The following is a 17,437-nucleotide window of genomic DNA, read 5'->3' on the forward strand; positions in this document are numbered from 1 at the left end:
CGTAAAAAGTACCTTACGTTCAAATACCCTATTTGCTAGGATTTAATCGTATTGTCGAAGAAAACTTATTTCCCTATACGATGGGTTAATGCCCAGAATAGAAAAGCCAAGGCACTGACAATGGCGCCTAACAAGCAGACACCGTTCCAGCCTGAGTAAGCATAGATACTGGTCGATGCAATTGACCCGGTGGCGCTGCCAATGGAATAGAAAATCATATAACCAGCAGTAAGCCTGCTGCGTGCCTCAGGGCGTAAAGCAAGGATCATACTCTGATTGGTGACATGTACGGCTTGCACCGCCAGATCAAGAAGGACAATGCCGACGATTAATGCAAGGAGCGAATGAGGAGTATAACTTATTGGCAACCATGATATAAGCAGCAGAATTAATGCCACGCCTGTGGTCTTCTGTCCTAAACCCCGATCGGCAAGACGACCTGCTCGCGCTGCTGCTAACGCCCCGGCAACTCCAGCGAGACCAAACGCCCCAATCGCAGTATGTGAAAGAGAAAGCCGTGGAGTGCTGAGAGGCAGCACTAGGGAAGTCCATAATATACTGAACGCTGCAAAAATCATTAGGGCCAGTGTACCACGGATTAGCAGGATTCGTTCTTGTGCGAACAATGTGATCAACGAACGAAGCAGCTGTAAGTAGGATAATGATTCTCTTTTGTGCTCATCATGCGGCAGTACCCGAAACAATACACATGCCATGATTAGCGTTAATCCCGCAGAGACAAGGTAGACAGAACGCCAGCCGGCAAAATCCGTTAATACGCCAGCAAAAGTTCGCGCTAGTAGAATACCAATCACGATTCCACTTGTCACAACACCAACGGCACGTCCTCGTTCGGCTGGGGCAGCCAAGGTTGCCGCGAACGCAACGAGCGTCTGTGTTACTACGGCAAGCAATCCAACCACAGCTATGCCTATGAATAACACCATGCTGGTGGGGGCGGTGCCAACCACTATCAAAGCCAGCACGGATACTAGCAACTGTCCAGCGATCAGCAATCGCCGATTTAATAAATCTCCGAGGGGGACTAGCAGCAGCAGGCCAAGTGCGTAACAAACCTGAGTGATTGTAATAACCATACCGACGGATGAATGAGTAATACCGAACTCGGTTGCAATGGCGTCCAGCAAGGGCTGCGCGTAATAGATGTTGGCGACTGCCAGTCCGCAGGCGATTGCAAATAAAAGGGCAACATTGCGAGACATCAAAGATGCGGGTACAGATTTTGATGCTGTGAGCGTTTTTTGAGCGGGTTCAAGATTCCCCAAGATAACACCTCCCTAAATTTACGTTTACCATGTGAATAATAACGTACTGATCAGTATGAAATACTGCCTGTTAAATATAACTGCAGGAAAAGTTTGCTGTCAATAGACTACTGTAGTGAACGGTTAAAGCTTAATATGATTGACAGCACAATCCTCATCTCATAAAATTATAATATACCGATCGATATGAAAAGAGGGGTTATTATGGCCCGACAACGCGAATTTGATGAGGGAAAGGCATTAGATGCAGCTATGCAGCTATTTTGGGAAAAAGGGTTCGAGGCTACGTCTTTAAGCGACTTGACAGCCAGAATGGGCATTCAGCGTCCAAGCATATACTCCACCTTTGGGGACAAGAAGGGACTATTTGAAGCTGCGTTGCGTAAATATACGAGTTCCCATGCTGCCTATGTTCGCACCAATCTTCAAAACAATTCTTCTGTTAGGGAGGCATTCCGTGCCTTTTTTGAAAATATGCTGGCAAAGGAATATGAGGAATGTCCAAACTGGGGGTGCTTTTGCATCAATTCAATGGTAGAGCTTGCGCCTCATGATGAGAAATTTGAAATTCTCACAAGAGAACATCAGATGTATCTCTCGGTCATATTCCAAGAAACGATTGAACGAGGGATGCGCTCAGGTGAGCTTGATACCGGTATTAACGCAAAGGCTCTAGCGCAAACTCTGGTTATACAGTTAATAGGACTTACTGTTTTCATGAAATCTCGTCCTGAACGAGTATTTGTTGATCATTCAATAAAAGAAATACTTACATTATTAAGATAGAATCACGTGATTGAATTGACTTGTTTGTTCCACATGAAACAATTTTATTTTTTTAAAGCTGGATCGGAGAGAAATTGATGGCAAATACAGATAAGTTTGAAATGATCGCTCATACCTATGACAGTCCTGGAAGAATCCAAATTGCAAAGGTTTCATCAGATGCCATTCGTGAATATGTAGTTGACGCTGGCAGCAAGAATGCTATCGATTTTGGGTGTGGAACGGGTCTTGTGGGATTGAATTTGTTAGACGAGTTTAACTCTGTGCTTTTTCTCGATACATCACCAAACATGATTAATCAAATAGAGCAAAAAATTTCTGATCTGAATATTAAGAATGCAGCTACATTATGCTTTGATTTTGAACAGGATGGTCTGTCGGATATACGCGCCGATTATATATTCATGGCTCAGGTTCTGCTCCACATTCCGGATGTTGAATTCGTATTATCCAGATTATTTGATGTTCTCAATGAAGGTGGACATATAATGATCGTTGATTTTGATAAAAATGAAAATGTCGTTTCGGATATGGTTCATAACGGATTTAATCAAGCCGAACTAGCTGACGTGATGACTCGAATAGGCTACAACAATATTCAATCCAAAACTTTTTATCATGGGAGTAAAATATTCATGGCACAGGATGCCTCGATGTTCATTCTTGATGCTCAAAAGTAAACCCTTAGACGGGAAAAGCCACTCCATTATTCGGAGTGGCTTTTTGTTTTTACACAGGCATCTCTTATGGCGTTCATTAATAATGACGTGGCCTTCCCTAAGAGGTGTTTATCCTTATAAACAATGCCTATTCCCAGGATGGCGTTCAGATCGCTGAGGGGTCTGATGACCGAGTAACCTTCGAGTTCCAGACCGCTGTACATCGGAACAATACCCACACCAAATTCTGCTTTAACCATTTGTTGAATCACATAGAAGCTTCCAACCTCGATGCTGTTGAGAGGGCGCTGCCCAACTGGACAAAGTGTCGTTTCCCAGAGCTCCCTATAGACACAAGTGGGTTCTTTGACCAGGACGGTTAGCCCCGCGAGGTCACTCGCTGCGATGCTGACCTGACCCGCTAAAGGGTGATTCACATGTAACATAACCCCTAATCTTTCCTCGATTAAAGGCTCAAACTCCAGCATAAGATTTGCTGCTGGGGCTGAGCATATGCCAAAGTCCAGCTCGCTGGTTCGAACCCTGTCTATAATCGATTTGCTGCCGCTCACTTCCATCGTTAACTCCACTTTTGGACGAGTCTTATAAAAGTCGGCTATAACGCTCGCCAGTTTCTGGCTTGCAATGGGCTCGATAGCGGCGAAACGAACGGAGCCGTCATCACCCGCCGCGATATCAGATACAGTCTGTCTGATGGAACCGACCGACTTCAGCAGGACCGAGGCCTCACGATGAAGCCACCTTCCGGCTTCGGTCACGATTACACGCTTGCCGTCGCGTACGAATAAAGAAACACCTAGATCAGCTTCGAGGCGCTGAATCTGTAGGGTTACCGTAGAAGGAGCATACTGGAGTTCCTCAGCAGCCTTCTGAAAATGGCCAAGACGTACACAAGCTTCGAAGGTTTTTAAAGCTCGAAGATCCATTGTCATCACCTTTGGTTTGAGATATATGAACAATTTATTCATTTAATTCAATTTTACAAAACTTTCCCTTAAATTTACACTAGGGTCAACAAATTATTTTTGGGAGAAGATGAGGCAATGGGCACGAAATCCGCATTCAACTGGATTACTCTGTGGGCATCACTGTTATTTGTCGTCATTCTTGGCTTTTCCCGGCTCTCCTACGGCATATTCCTGCCAGGAATTCAGAGAGGGATCGGGGGGAGCTACAGTCAGCTGGGCATGTTAGGTACGGTCAACTTTATTGGTTATTTGATCGGAACATTATGTCTTTCGCCGTTGATCTCGTGGTTCCCTAATCAAAAGCATGTCATTAATCGAGTATCGTGTCTCCTGCTTGGTTTGGCCATGATCGGCTCGGCATTTAGTCATCAGTTCATTCAGCTCGGACTATGGCGGTTTGTCATTGGCTTGTTATCGGCCATCGCCACAGTGTTAGTGCTATCCATTGCAATGGATGCCGTTCGACCAGCAGAGAGGGGAGTAGCGTCGGGATTAATATGGCTGGGTGGTTCCGCCGGCATTTTGGTGACGGGTTTATTCGCCCCCTTGACCATAGACCCTTCGCACTTGGATGGTTGGCGGAATGCTTGGATGGCCATGGGCGTGTTTGGTGTAATTGCCGCGATTGGTTTCGACGTTGTCTCAGGGAAGCGGGACAGGAAATTACCTTCGCAGGTGGAACCCGATCCGCAGGAACGCGTGAATGTGTACCGGCTACTGTTAAATCCTAAGAAGCTTTTGTTCTTAATCGGTTCTTATTTTTTCTTCGGATCGGGGTACATCATCTACTTCACCTATTTAATTCCCTTTCTGGTGAGCAAAGGGATTCCATCTCTTTATGCCGGTTTGATCTGGTCGGCTATAGGATTTGCGGGCTTATTTAACGGATGGATCGGAGGGAGGGCCATCGACCGCTGGCCGAGCGGATACACGCTTGCGGCAGGGTTAACCTTAGGGACGATTGGTGTGTTTGGCGTCGCCACCAATCATATGATTTTGACAGCAATAGGCGCTGTTACGATTGGGCTTGTCTCCTTTGTTACCCCTCCGCTGATGACGACCGCACTTCTTCGGCGTCATGTCCCTCATCACGCTTATGCGGCAAGTCTTAGCTTAGCCACCGCCTTTTTTGCTGCAGGGCAGATTATCGGCCCCATCGTTGGAGGCGTTGCGGTTGAAAGGTATGGTTTGCAGACCGGTGTTGCTTCTAGTGCAATCTTTATGGCAATAGCTGCTGTGCTGGCTGGTGTGTATGGACAAAGACAACGACAGCTTAATAGCCAAGGGTTGTCTCAAAGCGGCTAATAAAGTGTATAACAATGACAAAAGCTGTCACCATTAGCGATTAAACTAGGTTCGAAGGAGATTAGAGCTGAGCAAAGGGGAGTGACGACAAGATGATGAATACCGATCATGAAGGCCTGGCAACAAGGAAGTTTTTTTACTCGGAGGATCTTCGGCTTTCTTACCTTGATTTTGACGGCGGAGATAGTGGACGTGTGCTCGTTATGCTGCATGGGTATATGGCTAATGCAAGATCATTCTCGGAGCTGGCCGTACGCTTCAAAGATTGGCGGGTGATTGCGCTGGATCAACGGGGACATGGTTGGAGCGACCATTCTCCTGGGAAGGAGTACGCAAGAGCGGATTACGTGAAGGATATTCTGAATCTGATTCAGTCGGAGCTTGGGGGGCAGCCAGTCACGATTCTTGGACATTCCTTGGGCGGATTAAATGCTTATCAGTTTACGGCTCGTTATCCGGAGCTAGTGAAAGCCGTTATTGTCGAGGATATTGGAGTGGAAATTAACGCCGATTTCTCCTTTGCAGACAAACTTCCTTTCCGGTCGTCCTCTCTAAAGGAGTTGAGAGAATCGCTTGCAAGTGTAGGACTCCGAGCTATCGATTATTTTGCTGAAAGTGTGTTGGAGGATGAATACGGTTGGGGATTCCGAACGGATCTGAAGGGACTGCAAGCATCTGTTCCTCAATCCAACGGGGTGTGGTGGGAGGATTGGCTAGGTTCGAGATGCCCGATCCTGCTAATTCATGGCGGTAAGAGCTTCATTCTTGATACCGAGCAAGCACGACGAATGGAAGAAAGAAGGCCGGGCACTAAGCTTGTCGTGTTCGAACAGTGTGGTCATGGTGTTCATTCCGAGGACTTGAATGGATATCATCACACAGTCAACCATTTTCTAATGGAACTAAAATAAGGGGATGAGAAGATGTATTGTACAGTTGAAGATATAATCGCTGAGTGGAAGCGGGAAGCCGGATTAACCCAGAGAATATTAGATAGCTTGACCGATGAAGCACTCCTGCAGCAGGTTTATCCTGAAGGACGCACGTTGGGAAGAATCGCATGGCATTTCGTTTCGAACATTCCGGATTATTTAAATGAATTTGGAGTCTCGATAGCGAAAGTGCCAAATCAGAGCGAGGTGCCTACCGCAAAGGAAATTGCAGAGGTCTTTAAAGTGGTAAGCTCCCAGGTGACCCATTCTCTTCAAGAACAATGGACAGATGATACGTTGAAGCAAATCCAAAAAGCATTCGGAAGAATGGAGTCGAACGCGACGATCTTTATGGGATTGATCAAGCACATCGTTCACCATCGTGGTCAGGTGACGGTACTGATGCGCCAAGCGGGATTGCCTATACCTGCCGTATACGGTCCCTCCAAGGAGGGGTGGGCGCAATTAGGAGTGACGCCACCGCTATAAGCAAGCAAAGAGAGCGGCTAAGGCCACTCTCTTTGCTTTATCCGGTATCCTATTTCAAGAGTCCTTCATTAATCGCATTCAACAGACGATGTGTCTCATCACAGCTGTACTCCCAGAACATAATGCCTGCAAGCCCCTGGCTCATCACATACTCGCATTTGCAGCGCAGTGATTGCTCGTCTTCATAAGAGATGAAGGTCGATCCGTTGAATAAGAATGGAGCGCAAGCTTCACTGTCCCAGTAGCGGATGTAGTCCTTCTTGTTAATGTATTCAGCGTCCAATTCAGTAAAGGATGGGCCGTATCCACCTGCGCTGCCTGCCATCTGGTGGAGGCCATTATTTCGGTTCGGCACGCTATTCCACTTGCGGGAATAGAAGGCAGCGCCGATAACGATCTTATTCTTCGGTACGCCTGCGCGAACGAACATCCGAACGGAAGCATCCGTGCTGATGCGGAACAGATCGCCAGTTGGCGTATATAGATTGGTATGATGGCCGGTGAGCACCTGAAAGCCGCCGCGCATATCGTAGGTCATCAATTGAACGTAGTCCAAATACTGCTGTACTTTATCCATTTCCGTGCCATCAATGTAGTACTGGTCCGCCCCGGCTGCAATCGTGAGCAAATAATGGCAATCATCTTCAGAGCCTTGGGCATCCAGCGCTTCCCGGATTGCGCAGAGCAGCAGCGTGAAATTTTGTTTGTCAGACGGACTTGAGGCAATTTCCGCTTCTCCGTAACAAGGGTACTCCCAATCCAAATCGATCCCATCAAAAGGAAGTGTGCGAATGACCCGGACTGCCGAGGCAGCCATCTTTTGTCTGCCTTCTTCGGTCGATGCTGCTTCGGAGAAGCCGCCGGCGCTCCAGCCGCCGACGGACAGGAGTACCTTCAGCCCAGGATTTTCGCGCTTAATTGTATGAATCGCATCGATTTGCTTTAGATGCTCCGTAACAATTTCATCCTGCCGAACATGGCCAAACGCCACGTTAATATGCGTGAGCTTCAGCAGATCCTCCCGTGTCATCTCGGGAAGCGCCGAATCGCTCACATAACCTACTTTAAAATATTGTTTTTCCATTGTTGTTTATCCGCTCCGTTCTGTTTCTATTCGTAAGGAATGAGACTAGTCATCACTTGTATGGCTTCTTTCACATTACCGATTCTGTAGCCAGAAGCGGTATAACGAATTTGATTTTGGCGGTCTAGGGCGAGCAGATGTGGGAATCCGGCTTCGGTCGCCGATGCTTGGACGAATGTGTCTGGCAAAGGGCTTGATTCACGAACAAACACGGTATGCAAAGGCAGCTTCGGATATTCGGAAAAGCTGTCGGATGCAGTTCGTTCCATGTTGCTGGTGAGCAGGATAATCGGTACCTTCAGTTGATTGAGCTGCTCAGACAACTCCATCAGCTCACGGAGCAAATGCTTGGTCGGTTCCCGTTCCGGCTCAATCCAGGCGACAATAGCGCCTTCCGTTCCGAGGATCTGCTCTAGCATGGCTGACTCGCCGCCTTGCAGGGTAATCTCCCTGTTGCGGTCGAATACGCCGAGTACCGGAAAAGCCATCGTCGTTTCTCGGAATGTCAGTGTCACTTCCGTTATTGCTCCAGCACGCACAGCAAAATACGAGAGGCGTACGCGCACCGTACCATCCTTCAGACGAATGCCCGTTGTCAACCGGTATTGGCCTGCTTGCACTTCAAATGGCTCATCGTAGATATCCGTCTTGCCGTGAGGATACACTAACGTTTGGTAAACACCGTTCTCTAGACGGGCGAATGTGAAATTCTCTGCATAGGAGGCGACCGGCAGTTCCTGCCCTCCGGCAGTATCTTTGTTCAACCGTAACAGCCCGCGATCTTTAGGTGCTTCACACTCGCTTCCGGAGGATACTTCCACTGTGATCTCGGCGTCGAACCAACTATCCTGCTGTAAATATTGGGCTGTTTGTTCGCTCGGATGCAGACGTGCCGGGATACCTAAGCTGCGGCAGATGGCTACAAACAGAATATCCAGTGATAACGGATCTCCCAGCTTCAGCTTATAAGTTCCTGCAGGATTTCCCCGGCCTATTAGATTCGGCAGATCTGTCCAAACCTCAAAGTTCTCTTGCAAGCTGTGGGCAACCAGCGAAGGATCAGCTTGAAAGGAAGCGACTTCCTCCGCCGTGAATGCAGCTCGTAGCAGCTTTCTATAAGGAACCAGCATCTCATGCAGTACTCGCGGACAAAGCACGTAACGAACAAAATTTTCTTCATCCAGCGTGCCTCGACTCGAGAGTGCACCAATCAAATGATCCTCAAGCACAGGGCGGAATGTATCAATTAAATCCTTACTCGGCAGCGTTTCTAAGAGGCGCAGCGGCCACTCACCAAATGCGCCTGACTGCTCCCGCAAAAAGGCTGCGATCTCACGGCTGTTGCCCCGCGCATTCCGAAGGATGTTCCATACACGATCCGAAGGCAGTCCCGTCTCTTCCGCAAGTGAGGTGGCATCGGACTCGCAGAGGAAAGTTCCCTCATACGAGGTCCGGCATCGAGCTCCTTCCTCTAGACGGCTACTATGCCGCTTAATCTTTGCTTCAGTCAGCGGCTCCAAAGGCTCTCCTTCTCTCTCGGGAGGCGGAACCATATTGAAGTCAACACATCCTGCTGGCTGCTCCGATTCGTTCAGGACAAGCTCCACTAGGTTCAAGTCGTGATCTAATACTGAGATTTTCGTCTCGGCCCATCGACCGTCTTTCACTGCGCGAATGACTAGATCCCCGAGACCTGTCTTAAAGGTGACCTTGCCTTCGCTATTTGTTGGCACAATGGCAATCGGGAATAATTCGGCCATGTTGTACAGTTCGAATCGGACCTCCGCACCTGCAACAGGCGCACTGTGCACATCTTTCACCACAGCCCGAATCATTCCGGTAGGAGCGTAGTTATCGAGCAAGTTGATCTCCGTGTACCATTCGTGGGCAAGGGTAATGTCTTCGGGCCCACGATAATCTGCGAGGATCCTCGTGTTGACCAGCATGGCCCGGCGCGCGGGCGGCGTGAACCAACCCTGGTCGAGACGGGCTTCTGGCTCGCATGCCCCAATATAGTGCCACTGTCCGTCGGCCCACGCTTCCACCCATGCATGATTATCGTCGCAGTGGGCCCAGCGCGGCGTATATACCTGGCGGGCGGGAATGCCAATGCTGCGCAGCGCGGCTACGGCAAGCGTCGACTCTTCGCCGCAGCGTCCACGCGCGTTCCGAATCATGGAGAGCGGCGATAACGTGCGCAGATCGCTGCCTATGTATGTCGCTTTTTCCTGGCACCAGTAATTCGTCTCCAGTATGGCATCAGCCATCGATAGATGTGCCGTACGCTCCGCTAATTCTTGGTATAGGATGCCGCGTGAATCTTCGATATTCTCGGTATTGACCCGGTAGGGCAATACGAAATGCAGGAAGAGATCGTCTGGAATACTCCACGGCATCTTCCTTCGGATGTCCAGCGTCTGCCGCACATGGCTTAAGAATAAGGAACCGTCGTAATCGGCCATGTCGTTAACCGGCATGTAAGCGAATAAGTACTTTAAAGCCCATAGTTCTTCTTCTGTCAGCTCTTCTTGGAAAATACCAAACAGCTCTCGCTGCCGCCCTGCGGCAAGCTGCTGTTTCAAACGAAATTTGCGTTCTATCCGCTCCAAAGCCTCATGATCCAGTGAAAATATTGTCTTTGGTATTGTCATTAGGGTCACTCCCTCCATAACTTCCCGTCTTCACGAATACAGAACACGGATTGCTGGTCCGCGGATGGCACTTTAATCTGGAATAGGCTGCTCGTCGTTTCAATGACGGGCTCAATGCTCCAGCATTCCTCGCCCATCAGAAGCTTGGCATCCCTAGCAAATTCACCATGCGCTTCGAAATAGTTGCGTTCGCGGTAGTAGAGCCGGCGCAGCTCCCATTTGATCTGCTCATCTGCCGGAAGCTCAAACGCCGAAGGCTCGCCATACTCATCTGTAAATACGACGTAACCCCACAGCTCTGGATAATGCATATTGACGAGACCCATCGGTGACCACACCCAATTATCTTCGGGATACGGCTTATCCGTCTCCGGATTGATGACTTTACGGTACTTGCCTTCGTGTACCTCGGCTTGCCACTCGACACGCGAGAAATTGACGCGCCAGAATTCACCGGAAGACGGCGGCCGCCCACCGGCAGCGCATTCCCGTAAGCTGGTCCAAGGCATCGCCACTTCAATGCTCCACATGCGGTTAGCTGCAGAAGGACAATTAAGCTCACCGTCAATATGCACGGCGGTCTTCAGTCCTGCGATATCCCAGCTGTTCACCGGCGGGCCGCCGTCCCGGTAGGGCTTGACCAGCAGCAAATCCCACACTGTATTCAGCGCATTGATTTCAAATTCGTAGTAGTGGTGGCTGTCGCCGTCGGGATCAATGAAGATCTCGAAATCATTATCGTGAAAAATGACCGAATCACGCTCTGTCAGCGTTGCCCAAATCTGATCCTCGATCAGCTCCGCTGCGAAGTAGAAATATTCGTCGTCCCACAGCATTTTGACCCTCGTCTGCTTTGCGGGCTTGGGACGGAGATCGCCCTCGATATCAACAAAATCCCCGGTCCATTCCGCAGCCGCCCAGAACGACTTATCGACGCGGCCGTCCAGCTCAAGCGGCTCCTGCGCTCGTCGGCATAGATAGTGTTCAGGTGCGTAGGCTATTTTTGGCTCCGGCACTCCGCTTCTGTTCATATTCTCATCCTCCGTTGTTGGTTTTACGTTCCTTCGCGCTATGGGCAAAAAAATTAAAAGTTGATATGATTGGTAAATATATTCACGGCGGGACGCACAGGGGGCAGCATGTTTTGATAAAGAACTACTTTAAATCAAAGCTTTTCCTGAAATACATCTGGTCCTATTTGTTTATATTGTTAATCCCTTTAATTCTGATGACCATCTTCATTTACCAAAATGCGGTCAGCAGCCTGCGATCGGAAATCGAGCAATCCCGGTCGAATCAGTTGACTCAGGCTAAGGTTATTGTCGATGGCCGGATCAAGGAACTGAGCGAGATCGCTTCCCGTATCTCCTACGATAACCGGCTTACGCCCTACCGTGTTCACGACCCGATCTACAGCGGCGAAGCGATTCAAGGGCTGGATCAATACAAATCGACCAGCTCAATAATCGGGGAGCTGCTGCTCTATTTCCATCAAGACGAGAAAATATATTCCAGCAAAGGTCTCTACAATTTCGACGTTTTCGCTAAGGTCTTCAGCTTTGGAAACTGGCCGACGGATAAGCTGTTCCTTGACCTGAACACGGTCAAATATCCGACGATGCGGCCAGCCGATACCGTTACGAAATCTTCGAAGATCTCGGACAGTATGCTGGCTTATCTCATTCCCATCACACCGAACAGTCCAACGCCGCATGGCACGGTTATGTATCTCATCCGAGAGTCCGAGCTCACCAGCCTAATTGATTCCATACTCGGGAACTATCAAGGCCTTACTTTTATTCTTGATAACGAAGGCCATATTCTTGTCGATAACCGCCAAGGAGAAGCAATGACCAGTGCGGCAGCGAAATCGCTGATTAACCTGGAACCCGGCATTCACGAGCAGACCATTAACGGCAAGCCGCACTCCGTCGTCTCCGTCAAATCACAAAATAACGGCTGGACATACGTTACAGCGATGCCAAGCGCACAATTCTTCAGCAGTGTGCTGCATGTACGCAGCTTCATCATTCTGTTGTTTTGTATCATCGTCCTTGTTGGAGCGGCTATTGCGCTTGTGCTTGCCAGAATGCAGTACCAGCCGATCTCGATGCTTGTACAATTCGCCGCATCCAAGTCGAATAAGAACCGCCAGCAAGGGGGCGCTGAAGCCCCCGGCAACGAGCTGGACCGAATTCGGTCCACACTGCAGGAATACAGTTCACGGATTGATCTTCAAGAGCCTTTCGCGCGTAATCACTTCTTGTCGATGCTGCTGAAGTACGGCAATGTTCAAAGTCTGACTCCTGAACTGCTGCAGGTGTTTGATCTTCGCTTCGACCGTTCGCACCATTTTGTTGTGGTTATCGGATCGGGCAACAAAGGCGGTTCCCCAAGCGATAGGCAAGAACTGATTAGACTGCTGAACCAGATCGAGTTCCCGGAGCTGAAAGCAGTCGGGTACGGTGTCGAGCTTTCCCAGCTGGATCAGCTGGGGCTTATCTTCAGCTTCGATCTGAACGTTGATCAAGCGGAAACATTCAACCGCGTCCGCGAGATCGTGGAAGCCATGCGAAGCCGTGTGCTTGCCATTATGGACGACATCCCAATGATCGGCATCGGCGTTGGCACCTGCTATGATAGCCCGGATCAGCTGAATCAGTCCTTTATTGAGGCTTGCTCAGCCTTTGAGCTCCGGTCTTCTATCGAGCCGGGCAGCATCACCTATTTCGAGAGGCTCTCCGACGAACCGCAGCATGCGGATTGGATTCCAAATAACACGTTGATGAAGCTTGCACAAAGCTTGAAGCAGGGCAGCTATGATGTTGCCGAGCCCATTATAGAATCGGTGTTTCGGAATCTGCAGACGACGCAAGTTTCCGCTTTGCTTACACGCTGCATTTGCTTCGATCTGTTGAATACAATGTTAAAAACGGCATCCGAGCTGGGTATTCACAGTGCTGCCCAAGATATGGCCCCTGCTGCAATCTACGGCAATTCCCTGGACGAGCTGGAACGCACCTTCCTGACGCTGGCCTCCCGCATCTGCAATCAAGTAGAGCAGAACAACCGGAAGGAAGAACAGACCTTAATGGAGCGTATCGCCGCTTATATCGACGAAAGGTATACGGATCATTCACTGAGTCTCGAATCAGTTGCCTTTACATTTGGCGTTTCACCTTCGCATGTCAGCCGTTCCTTCAAAGAGAAGATCGGGCAGAATTTCATCCAATACATTTGGCAGAAGCGGCTCGAAATGGTGATCCAGCAGCTCAAGACCACAAGCGACCCGCTGAAGGACATCATTCTTCGCGTCGGCTACCAGGATACGCCAAACTTCACACGCAAGTTTAAAAAAGAAACCGGCTATACACCTGGACAATATCGCAAGCTGTTCTCGGAAAACGAACAAGCTCGGCAATTTTCCGAACTTGAAGATGAATAGTACAATAGCCAACCCCCGGTTAAGCGCCGGGAAAGGTTGGCTATTTGCTTTTTAATCATAAATTGTCGTTACTTGTTCCAGCTGTCGTAGGCGCTTTGGTAAAGCTCAACGATCTTGTCGCTGCCCATTTTCTTAAGTTGAGCTACATACTTGTCCCAATTGGAAAGCGGCTCTTGTCCAGTTACGAATTTTGCTTCCATCTGTGTCACGTATGTGCCCAGATCTGCCAGCAGCGCCGTTGCTTCTGTCTGCTGGTCATTCGTCAGATAGACGTACGGGAATGGTGACTTGGCAATTGGCGTCAGCTTCTCCGCATTCTGTTGATCAAGCCAGCTGTCGAATTCGCTCCTCAAGCCTTTGGTCAGCTCAGCCGAGCCCATGCCTGGCGCCGGAATGCCGTAGTTCGGCGTCAGCGTGCCGCGAAGCTCTTCACGGTCTTGGCCAGCCTCTAGCGGCAGCCATTCTTTCTCATGCGTATCCTTGTTCTTGTACTTCCACAGCATGTTCTCCGGACCTTGTGCAAATAATGTAGCGCCATCATAGCCGTATAGGTAGTCGACCCAGCGCATCGACGCTTCCGGCGATGGATTCGAGCTTGTGATGGCAAAGGTACCGTTCGTGGAGAGTCCCGGATGCTTACCGTATACCGGAGATCCAGCTATTTCGCTCTTTACCGGCGTCATGAGTGGATTGTCACCGCTAGGCTCGCCGCCAAGCATGAAGTACGGGAACCAATTGTTAAACAAAGCGACCTGGTTATTTTTGCCTTTTGCTGTCTTCTGATCATCGGTTTGTGAGAAGGTCTCGTGGTCCAGCAACTCTTCTTTCCATAGACGGTTCAGGAACGTCAAGTAGCCTTTATAGCCTTCTTCTTGAGGTGAATAGTGTACTTTGCCTTCCTTGTCGGCATAATACACTTCGTTGTAGATGCCCCAGAAGCCGAGGAAGTACATGCGCAGATCGTCGAGCTTAACGGAAGTGAGCGGGATTTCGTCCTGCTTGCCGTTGCCGTTTGGATCTTCTTCTTTGACCCGTTTTAGATAGCTGTACAGCTCTTCGGTTGTCTTCGGCTCTTCGGCATTCAACGCTTTCAGGAATTTGCCGTTGTACCACATTGGCCCACGGTACCACACGGCGGACAGATCGATGTTTGGCAAGGAATAGATATGGCCGTCAGGTGTTGTGTACGACTTGCGAATGTCGGGATACTCATCAAAAATTTTCTTGATATTTGGTGCATAGCCGCCATCGATATACTTTTCAAGCGGCAGGAGCACGCCCTGTGTTCCATACGTGACTTGTTCAGCGGACGTCAGTTCCGCGGCATAGAAAACATCCGGCAGGTCGCCGCTTGCGAACACGAGGTTCTTCTTTGTTGCAAAGCTGTCGACCGGGGAGTTCTGGTATTCCATATGGATGCCCGTTATTTTCTCCATCTCTTGCATGACCGGCATCTTATTCCAATCGGCAACACCGACGTCTTGCGACATCATCTTGAGCGTGAGCGGCTTGTCCACAATTGGGAAGGCATCTTTACTAATAGCTCCTTTGCTAACGTTCGTGTTTGTCGTACCTGTGTTACCATCGTTTGAATTTGCGCCGCAGGCCTGAAGCAGTGCTGCGGATGTTGTTAGACTAAGGAGGATCAATGATGCCTTACGAATCTTATTCATGACAACAACTCCCTTTATAGTTTGGGTGCACCTATGGTAAGTCGGAATCAGCCTTTGACTGAACCGATCATAACACCTTGAACGAAATAGCGCTGTAAGAAAGGATAAATCGCAATAACCGGAACCGTCGCTACAATGATGACGGCGTATTTGACGAGCGCGGCAATCTCCGCTTTACTGTTAAGCGCCGAAGCCGAGGCGATGTCCATCGCTCCCCCGCCCTGTGCCGAGGCCTCCTGCAAGACAAGAATTTGACGCAATACCAGCTGCAGCGGATATTTTGCCGCGTCGTTTAAATAAATGAGTGCCGAGAAGTAGCTGTTCCAGTTGCCAACCCCATAGAATAGAGCCATAACCGCAATAATTGGCATCGATAACGGCAGGATAATCTTCATAAACAGCCGCAGGTTGGTGCAGCCATCGATCTGTGCAGCCTCCTGCAGCTCCCTCGGAAGCGAACTTTGAAAGAAGGTACGGGCGACGATAATATTCCAGATGGAAGCAGCCGACGGAAGGACAATCGCCCAGATGGTGTTAATCATATGAAGTTTCTTAACGAGCAAGTAAGTCGGTACAAGCCCACCGCCGAAGAACATCGTGACCATGAACAGTCCCATGAAGATATTGCGGCCGACAAAGTCCTTCCGGCTCAGCGCATACGCTGCGGGCAGCGTTATCGCCAGATTAATGGCCGTACCAACGATGGTATAGAGAATGGTGTTGCCATATCCGTTCCAAATGTTCGAATTCTCGAACACCCGTTTATAGCCGTCAAACGTAATTTCCATCGGCCACAGCCACATTTCGCCTGATCCAACCAGCTTTGGATTACTGATGGAAGCACTGACCATATAAATGAGCGGATAAAACACGACAAGAAACGCTAGGAATACGAAAATATAATTGAAAACCAGGAATACTTTATCTCTGCCACTCTCATTAATACCTGATAACATACAGAATGCTCCCCCTCTCTACCACAAGCTGTTATCGCTTATACGGCGAACGACCTGATTGACCACAATAAGCAGCACCGCATTGATGACGGAGTTGAACAATCCGATGGCTGTCGAGAAGCTGTACTGAGCGCTCACAAGTCCTGAACGATAAACAAATGTCGAAATCACATCTGACGCGGTCATGTTGAGCGGGTTTTGCAGCAGCAATATTTTCTCAAAGCCGACGCCAAGTAAGCTGCCCATGCTCAATATGAGCAGAATCGTCATAGTTGGCACTAATGTTGGAATGTTGATATGACGGACACGCTGGAACCGTGAAGCACCATCAATGATAGCCGCCTCATGAAGTCCAGGATCAACACCCGACAGTGCAGCCAAATAAATAATGGTGCCCCAGCCCGCACTCTGCCACACATCCGAAAAGACGTACATGGTTTTAAACCAACGTGGATCTGTAAGGAATTCGGGTGAATGGAAACCAAGTCCCTCAATAATATTCGTTACTATGCCTGTAGATGGGGAAAGAAAGGTAATAATCATACCCGCCATAACGACCATCGATATAAAGTGTGGTGCGTAGGTGACCGTTTGGGCTAATTTCTTGAAGTAGCCGTTCCGAATCTCATTAAAGGCGAGCGCCAAAATAATCGGAATCGGAAATCCGACCGCTAAGGAATACAAACTGATGCCGAGCGTGTTCCATATCAGGTCCCAAAAGTAATAGGAATGAAAGAATCGTACAAAATGGTCGAAGCCGACCCACGGGCTCCCCGTAATCCCTTTTGTTGGGATGAAGTTTTTAAAGGCGATTTGAATGCCGTACATCGGTCCGTAACAGAAAATAAGGAAGTAGAGAAGCGCTGGGGCAATAAAGAGGTACAATTCCCAGTTTTTAATGATTCCCTTCCAAGTCTTCGTGCGCTTTGTTGTTTGTTTTGTAGTTAACGCCGAATCCCTGGGAAGGATCGTTCTTGTATGCTGCATAGAACCACTCCTTTCACAACTCATTCTGATTTCGGGATCATTCACCAGCTGTCGCTGCTTGCGACACACTAGCTTGTTAACGCTTACACATTTACGATAGCTGAGATGTTAAACTTTCGTAAATATGTCGTTTTAGGCATGTCCGGAAGGCGCATAACAGCAGGCCTGCGGGCATTTGACAAGAGGTGATGACAA

General features: G+C 49.0%; 14 protein-coding genes. 6 read left to right on the forward strand and 8 right to left on the reverse strand.

Annotated features, from left to right (window positions below; translation table 11 throughout):
* Positions 1–65: 65 nt before the first annotated feature.
* The gene (locus FHS17_RS25510; RefSeq protein WP_167281341.1) at positions 66–1,223 is read right to left on the reverse strand and encodes an MFS transporter; all 1,158 of its coding nucleotides are present in this window, start codon (positions 1,221–1,223) and stop codon (positions 66–68) included.
* Between the two features lie 267 nt (positions 1,224–1,490).
* Between FHS17_RS25510 and FHS17_RS25515 the strand changes: the two genes are divergently transcribed.
* Entirely contained in the window at positions 1,491–2,072 is a 582-nt protein-coding gene (locus FHS17_RS25515; protein ID WP_167281343.1) for a TetR/AcrR family transcriptional regulator, read from the forward strand.
* 77 nt (positions 2,073–2,149) lie between these two features.
* On the forward strand, positions 2,150–2,752 hold the full coding sequence (locus FHS17_RS25520) for a class I SAM-dependent methyltransferase (RefSeq protein ID WP_167281345.1): 603 nt from the start codon (positions 2,150–2,152) through the stop codon (positions 2,750–2,752).
* 26 nt (positions 2,753–2,778) lie between these two features.
* Here FHS17_RS25520 and FHS17_RS25525 read toward each other — a convergent pair whose 3' ends face one another.
* A complete protein-coding gene (locus tag FHS17_RS25525) occupies positions 2,779–3,678 on the reverse strand; it encodes a LysR family transcriptional regulator (RefSeq protein ID WP_167281348.1) in 900 nt (299 codons plus the stop codon).
* 117 nt (positions 3,679–3,795) lie between these two features.
* Here FHS17_RS25525 and FHS17_RS25530 point away from each other — a divergent pair, with 117 nt between their 5' ends.
* The 3 genes from FHS17_RS25530 to FHS17_RS25540 all read left to right on the forward strand — a co-directional run bounded on the left by FHS17_RS25530 (position 3,796) and on the right by FHS17_RS25540 (position 6,446).
* Positions 3,796–5,025 (forward strand): YbfB/YjiJ family MFS transporter, encoded by a 1,230-nt coding sequence (locus FHS17_RS25530; protein ID WP_167281350.1) that lies wholly within the window; start codon positions 3,796–3,798, stop codon positions 5,023–5,025.
* Positions 5,026–5,117: 92 nt separating this feature from the next.
* Entirely contained in the window at positions 5,118–5,936 is an 819-nt protein-coding gene (locus FHS17_RS25535; protein WP_167281352.1) for an alpha/beta fold hydrolase, read from the forward strand.
* A 12-nt stretch (positions 5,937–5,948) separates the two neighbouring features.
* On the forward strand, positions 5,949–6,446 hold the full coding sequence (locus FHS17_RS25540; protein ID WP_167281354.1) for a DinB family protein: 498 nt from the start codon (positions 5,949–5,951) through the stop codon (positions 6,444–6,446).
* Between the two features lie 49 nt (positions 6,447–6,495).
* Here the strand turns inward: FHS17_RS25540 and FHS17_RS25545 are convergent, their stop codons facing one another.
* Genes FHS17_RS25545 through FHS17_RS25555 form a run of 3 tightly spaced genes read right to left on the reverse strand, consistent with a single transcriptional unit; the run spans position 6,496 to position 11,212 of the window.
* A complete protein-coding gene (locus tag FHS17_RS25545; RefSeq protein WP_167281356.1) occupies positions 6,496–7,530 on the reverse strand; it encodes a glycoside hydrolase family 18 protein in 1,035 nt (344 codons plus the stop codon).
* Between the two features lie 26 nt (positions 7,531–7,556).
* The gene (locus FHS17_RS25550; RefSeq protein WP_167281358.1) at positions 7,557–10,181 is read right to left on the reverse strand and encodes a transglutaminase domain-containing protein; all 2,625 of its coding nucleotides are present in this window, start codon (positions 10,179–10,181) and stop codon (positions 7,557–7,559) included.
* A 5-nt stretch (positions 10,182–10,186) separates the two neighbouring features.
* A complete protein-coding gene (locus tag FHS17_RS25555; RefSeq protein ID WP_167281361.1) occupies positions 10,187–11,212 on the reverse strand; it encodes a carbohydrate-binding family 9-like protein in 1,026 nt (341 codons plus the stop codon).
* 113 nt (positions 11,213–11,325) lie between these two features.
* Here FHS17_RS25555 and FHS17_RS25560 point away from each other — a divergent pair, with 113 nt between their 5' ends.
* Positions 11,326–13,626, forward strand: a complete 2,301-nt coding sequence (locus FHS17_RS25560) for a helix-turn-helix domain-containing protein (RefSeq protein WP_167281363.1) — start codon at positions 11,326–11,328, stop codon at positions 13,624–13,626.
* 68 nt (positions 13,627–13,694) lie between these two features.
* On the opposite strand, the gene FHS17_RS25565 is transcribed toward FHS17_RS25560, so the two are convergent.
* From FHS17_RS25565 to FHS17_RS25575, 3 genes are read right to left on the reverse strand one after another with little or no spacing between them, the layout of a single operon-like run.
* Positions 13,695–15,299, reverse strand: a complete 1,605-nt coding sequence (locus tag FHS17_RS25565) for a type 2 periplasmic-binding domain-containing protein (RefSeq protein ID WP_167281365.1) — start codon at positions 15,297–15,299, stop codon at positions 13,695–13,697.
* A 47-nt stretch (positions 15,300–15,346) separates the two neighbouring features.
* Positions 15,347–16,255: a carbohydrate ABC transporter permease gene (locus FHS17_RS25570; RefSeq protein WP_167281367.1), complete on the reverse strand. Its 909-nt coding sequence runs from the start codon at positions 16,253–16,255 to the stop codon at positions 15,347–15,349.
* An 18-nt stretch (positions 16,256–16,273) separates the two neighbouring features.
* Positions 16,274–17,242 (reverse strand): ABC transporter permease, encoded by a 969-nt coding sequence (locus FHS17_RS25575; protein ID WP_167281369.1) that lies wholly within the window; start codon positions 17,240–17,242, stop codon positions 16,274–16,276.
* Between the last annotated feature and the right edge of the window lie 195 nt (positions 17,243–17,437).

The sequence above is a fragment of the Paenibacillus lupini genome (assembly GCF_011761355.1).
Taxonomy (GTDB): Bacteria; Bacillota; Bacilli; order Paenibacillales; family Paenibacillaceae; genus Pristimantibacillus; species Pristimantibacillus lupini.

Bases quoted from the DNA above. Each gene is read 5' to 3' on its own strand.
- FHS17_RS25510 (WP_167281341.1), bottom strand. From the start codon at position 1,223: ATGTCTCGCAATGTTGCCCTTTTATTTGCAATCGCCTGCGGACTGGCA.
- FHS17_RS25515 (WP_167281343.1), top strand. From the start codon at position 1,491: ATGGCCCGACAACGCGAATTTGATGAGGGAAAGGCATTAGATGCAGCT.
- FHS17_RS25520 (WP_167281345.1), top strand. From the start codon at position 2,150: ATGGCAAATACAGATAAGTTTGAAATGATCGCTCATACCTATGACAGT.
- FHS17_RS25525 (WP_167281348.1), bottom strand. From the start codon at position 3,678: ATGGATCTTCGAGCTTTAAAAACCTTCGAAGCTTGTGTACGTCTTGGC.
- FHS17_RS25530 (WP_167281350.1), top strand. From the start codon at position 3,796: ATGGGCACGAAATCCGCATTCAACTGGATTACTCTGTGGGCATCACTG.
- FHS17_RS25535 (WP_167281352.1), top strand. From the start codon at position 5,118: ATGATGAATACCGATCATGAAGGCCTGGCAACAAGGAAGTTTTTTTAC.
- FHS17_RS25540 (WP_167281354.1), top strand. From the start codon at position 5,949: ATGTATTGTACAGTTGAAGATATAATCGCTGAGTGGAAGCGGGAAGCC.
- FHS17_RS25545 (WP_167281356.1), bottom strand. From the start codon at position 7,530: ATGGAAAAACAATATTTTAAAGTAGGTTATGTGAGCGATTCGGCGCTT.
- FHS17_RS25550 (WP_167281358.1), bottom strand. From the start codon at position 10,181: ATGACAATACCAAAGACAATATTTTCACTGGATCATGAGGCTTTGGAG.
- FHS17_RS25555 (WP_167281361.1), bottom strand. From the start codon at position 11,212: ATGAACAGAAGCGGAGTGCCGGAGCCAAAAATAGCCTACGCACCTGAA.
- FHS17_RS25565 (WP_167281365.1), bottom strand. From the start codon at position 15,299: ATGAATAAGATTCGTAAGGCATCATTGATCCTCCTTAGTCTAACAACA.
- FHS17_RS25570 (WP_167281367.1), bottom strand. From the start codon at position 16,255: ATGTTATCAGGTATTAATGAGAGTGGCAGAGATAAAGTATTCCTGGTT.
- FHS17_RS25575 (WP_167281369.1), bottom strand. From the start codon at position 17,242: ATGCAGCATACAAGAACGATCCTTCCCAGGGATTCGGCGTTAACTACA.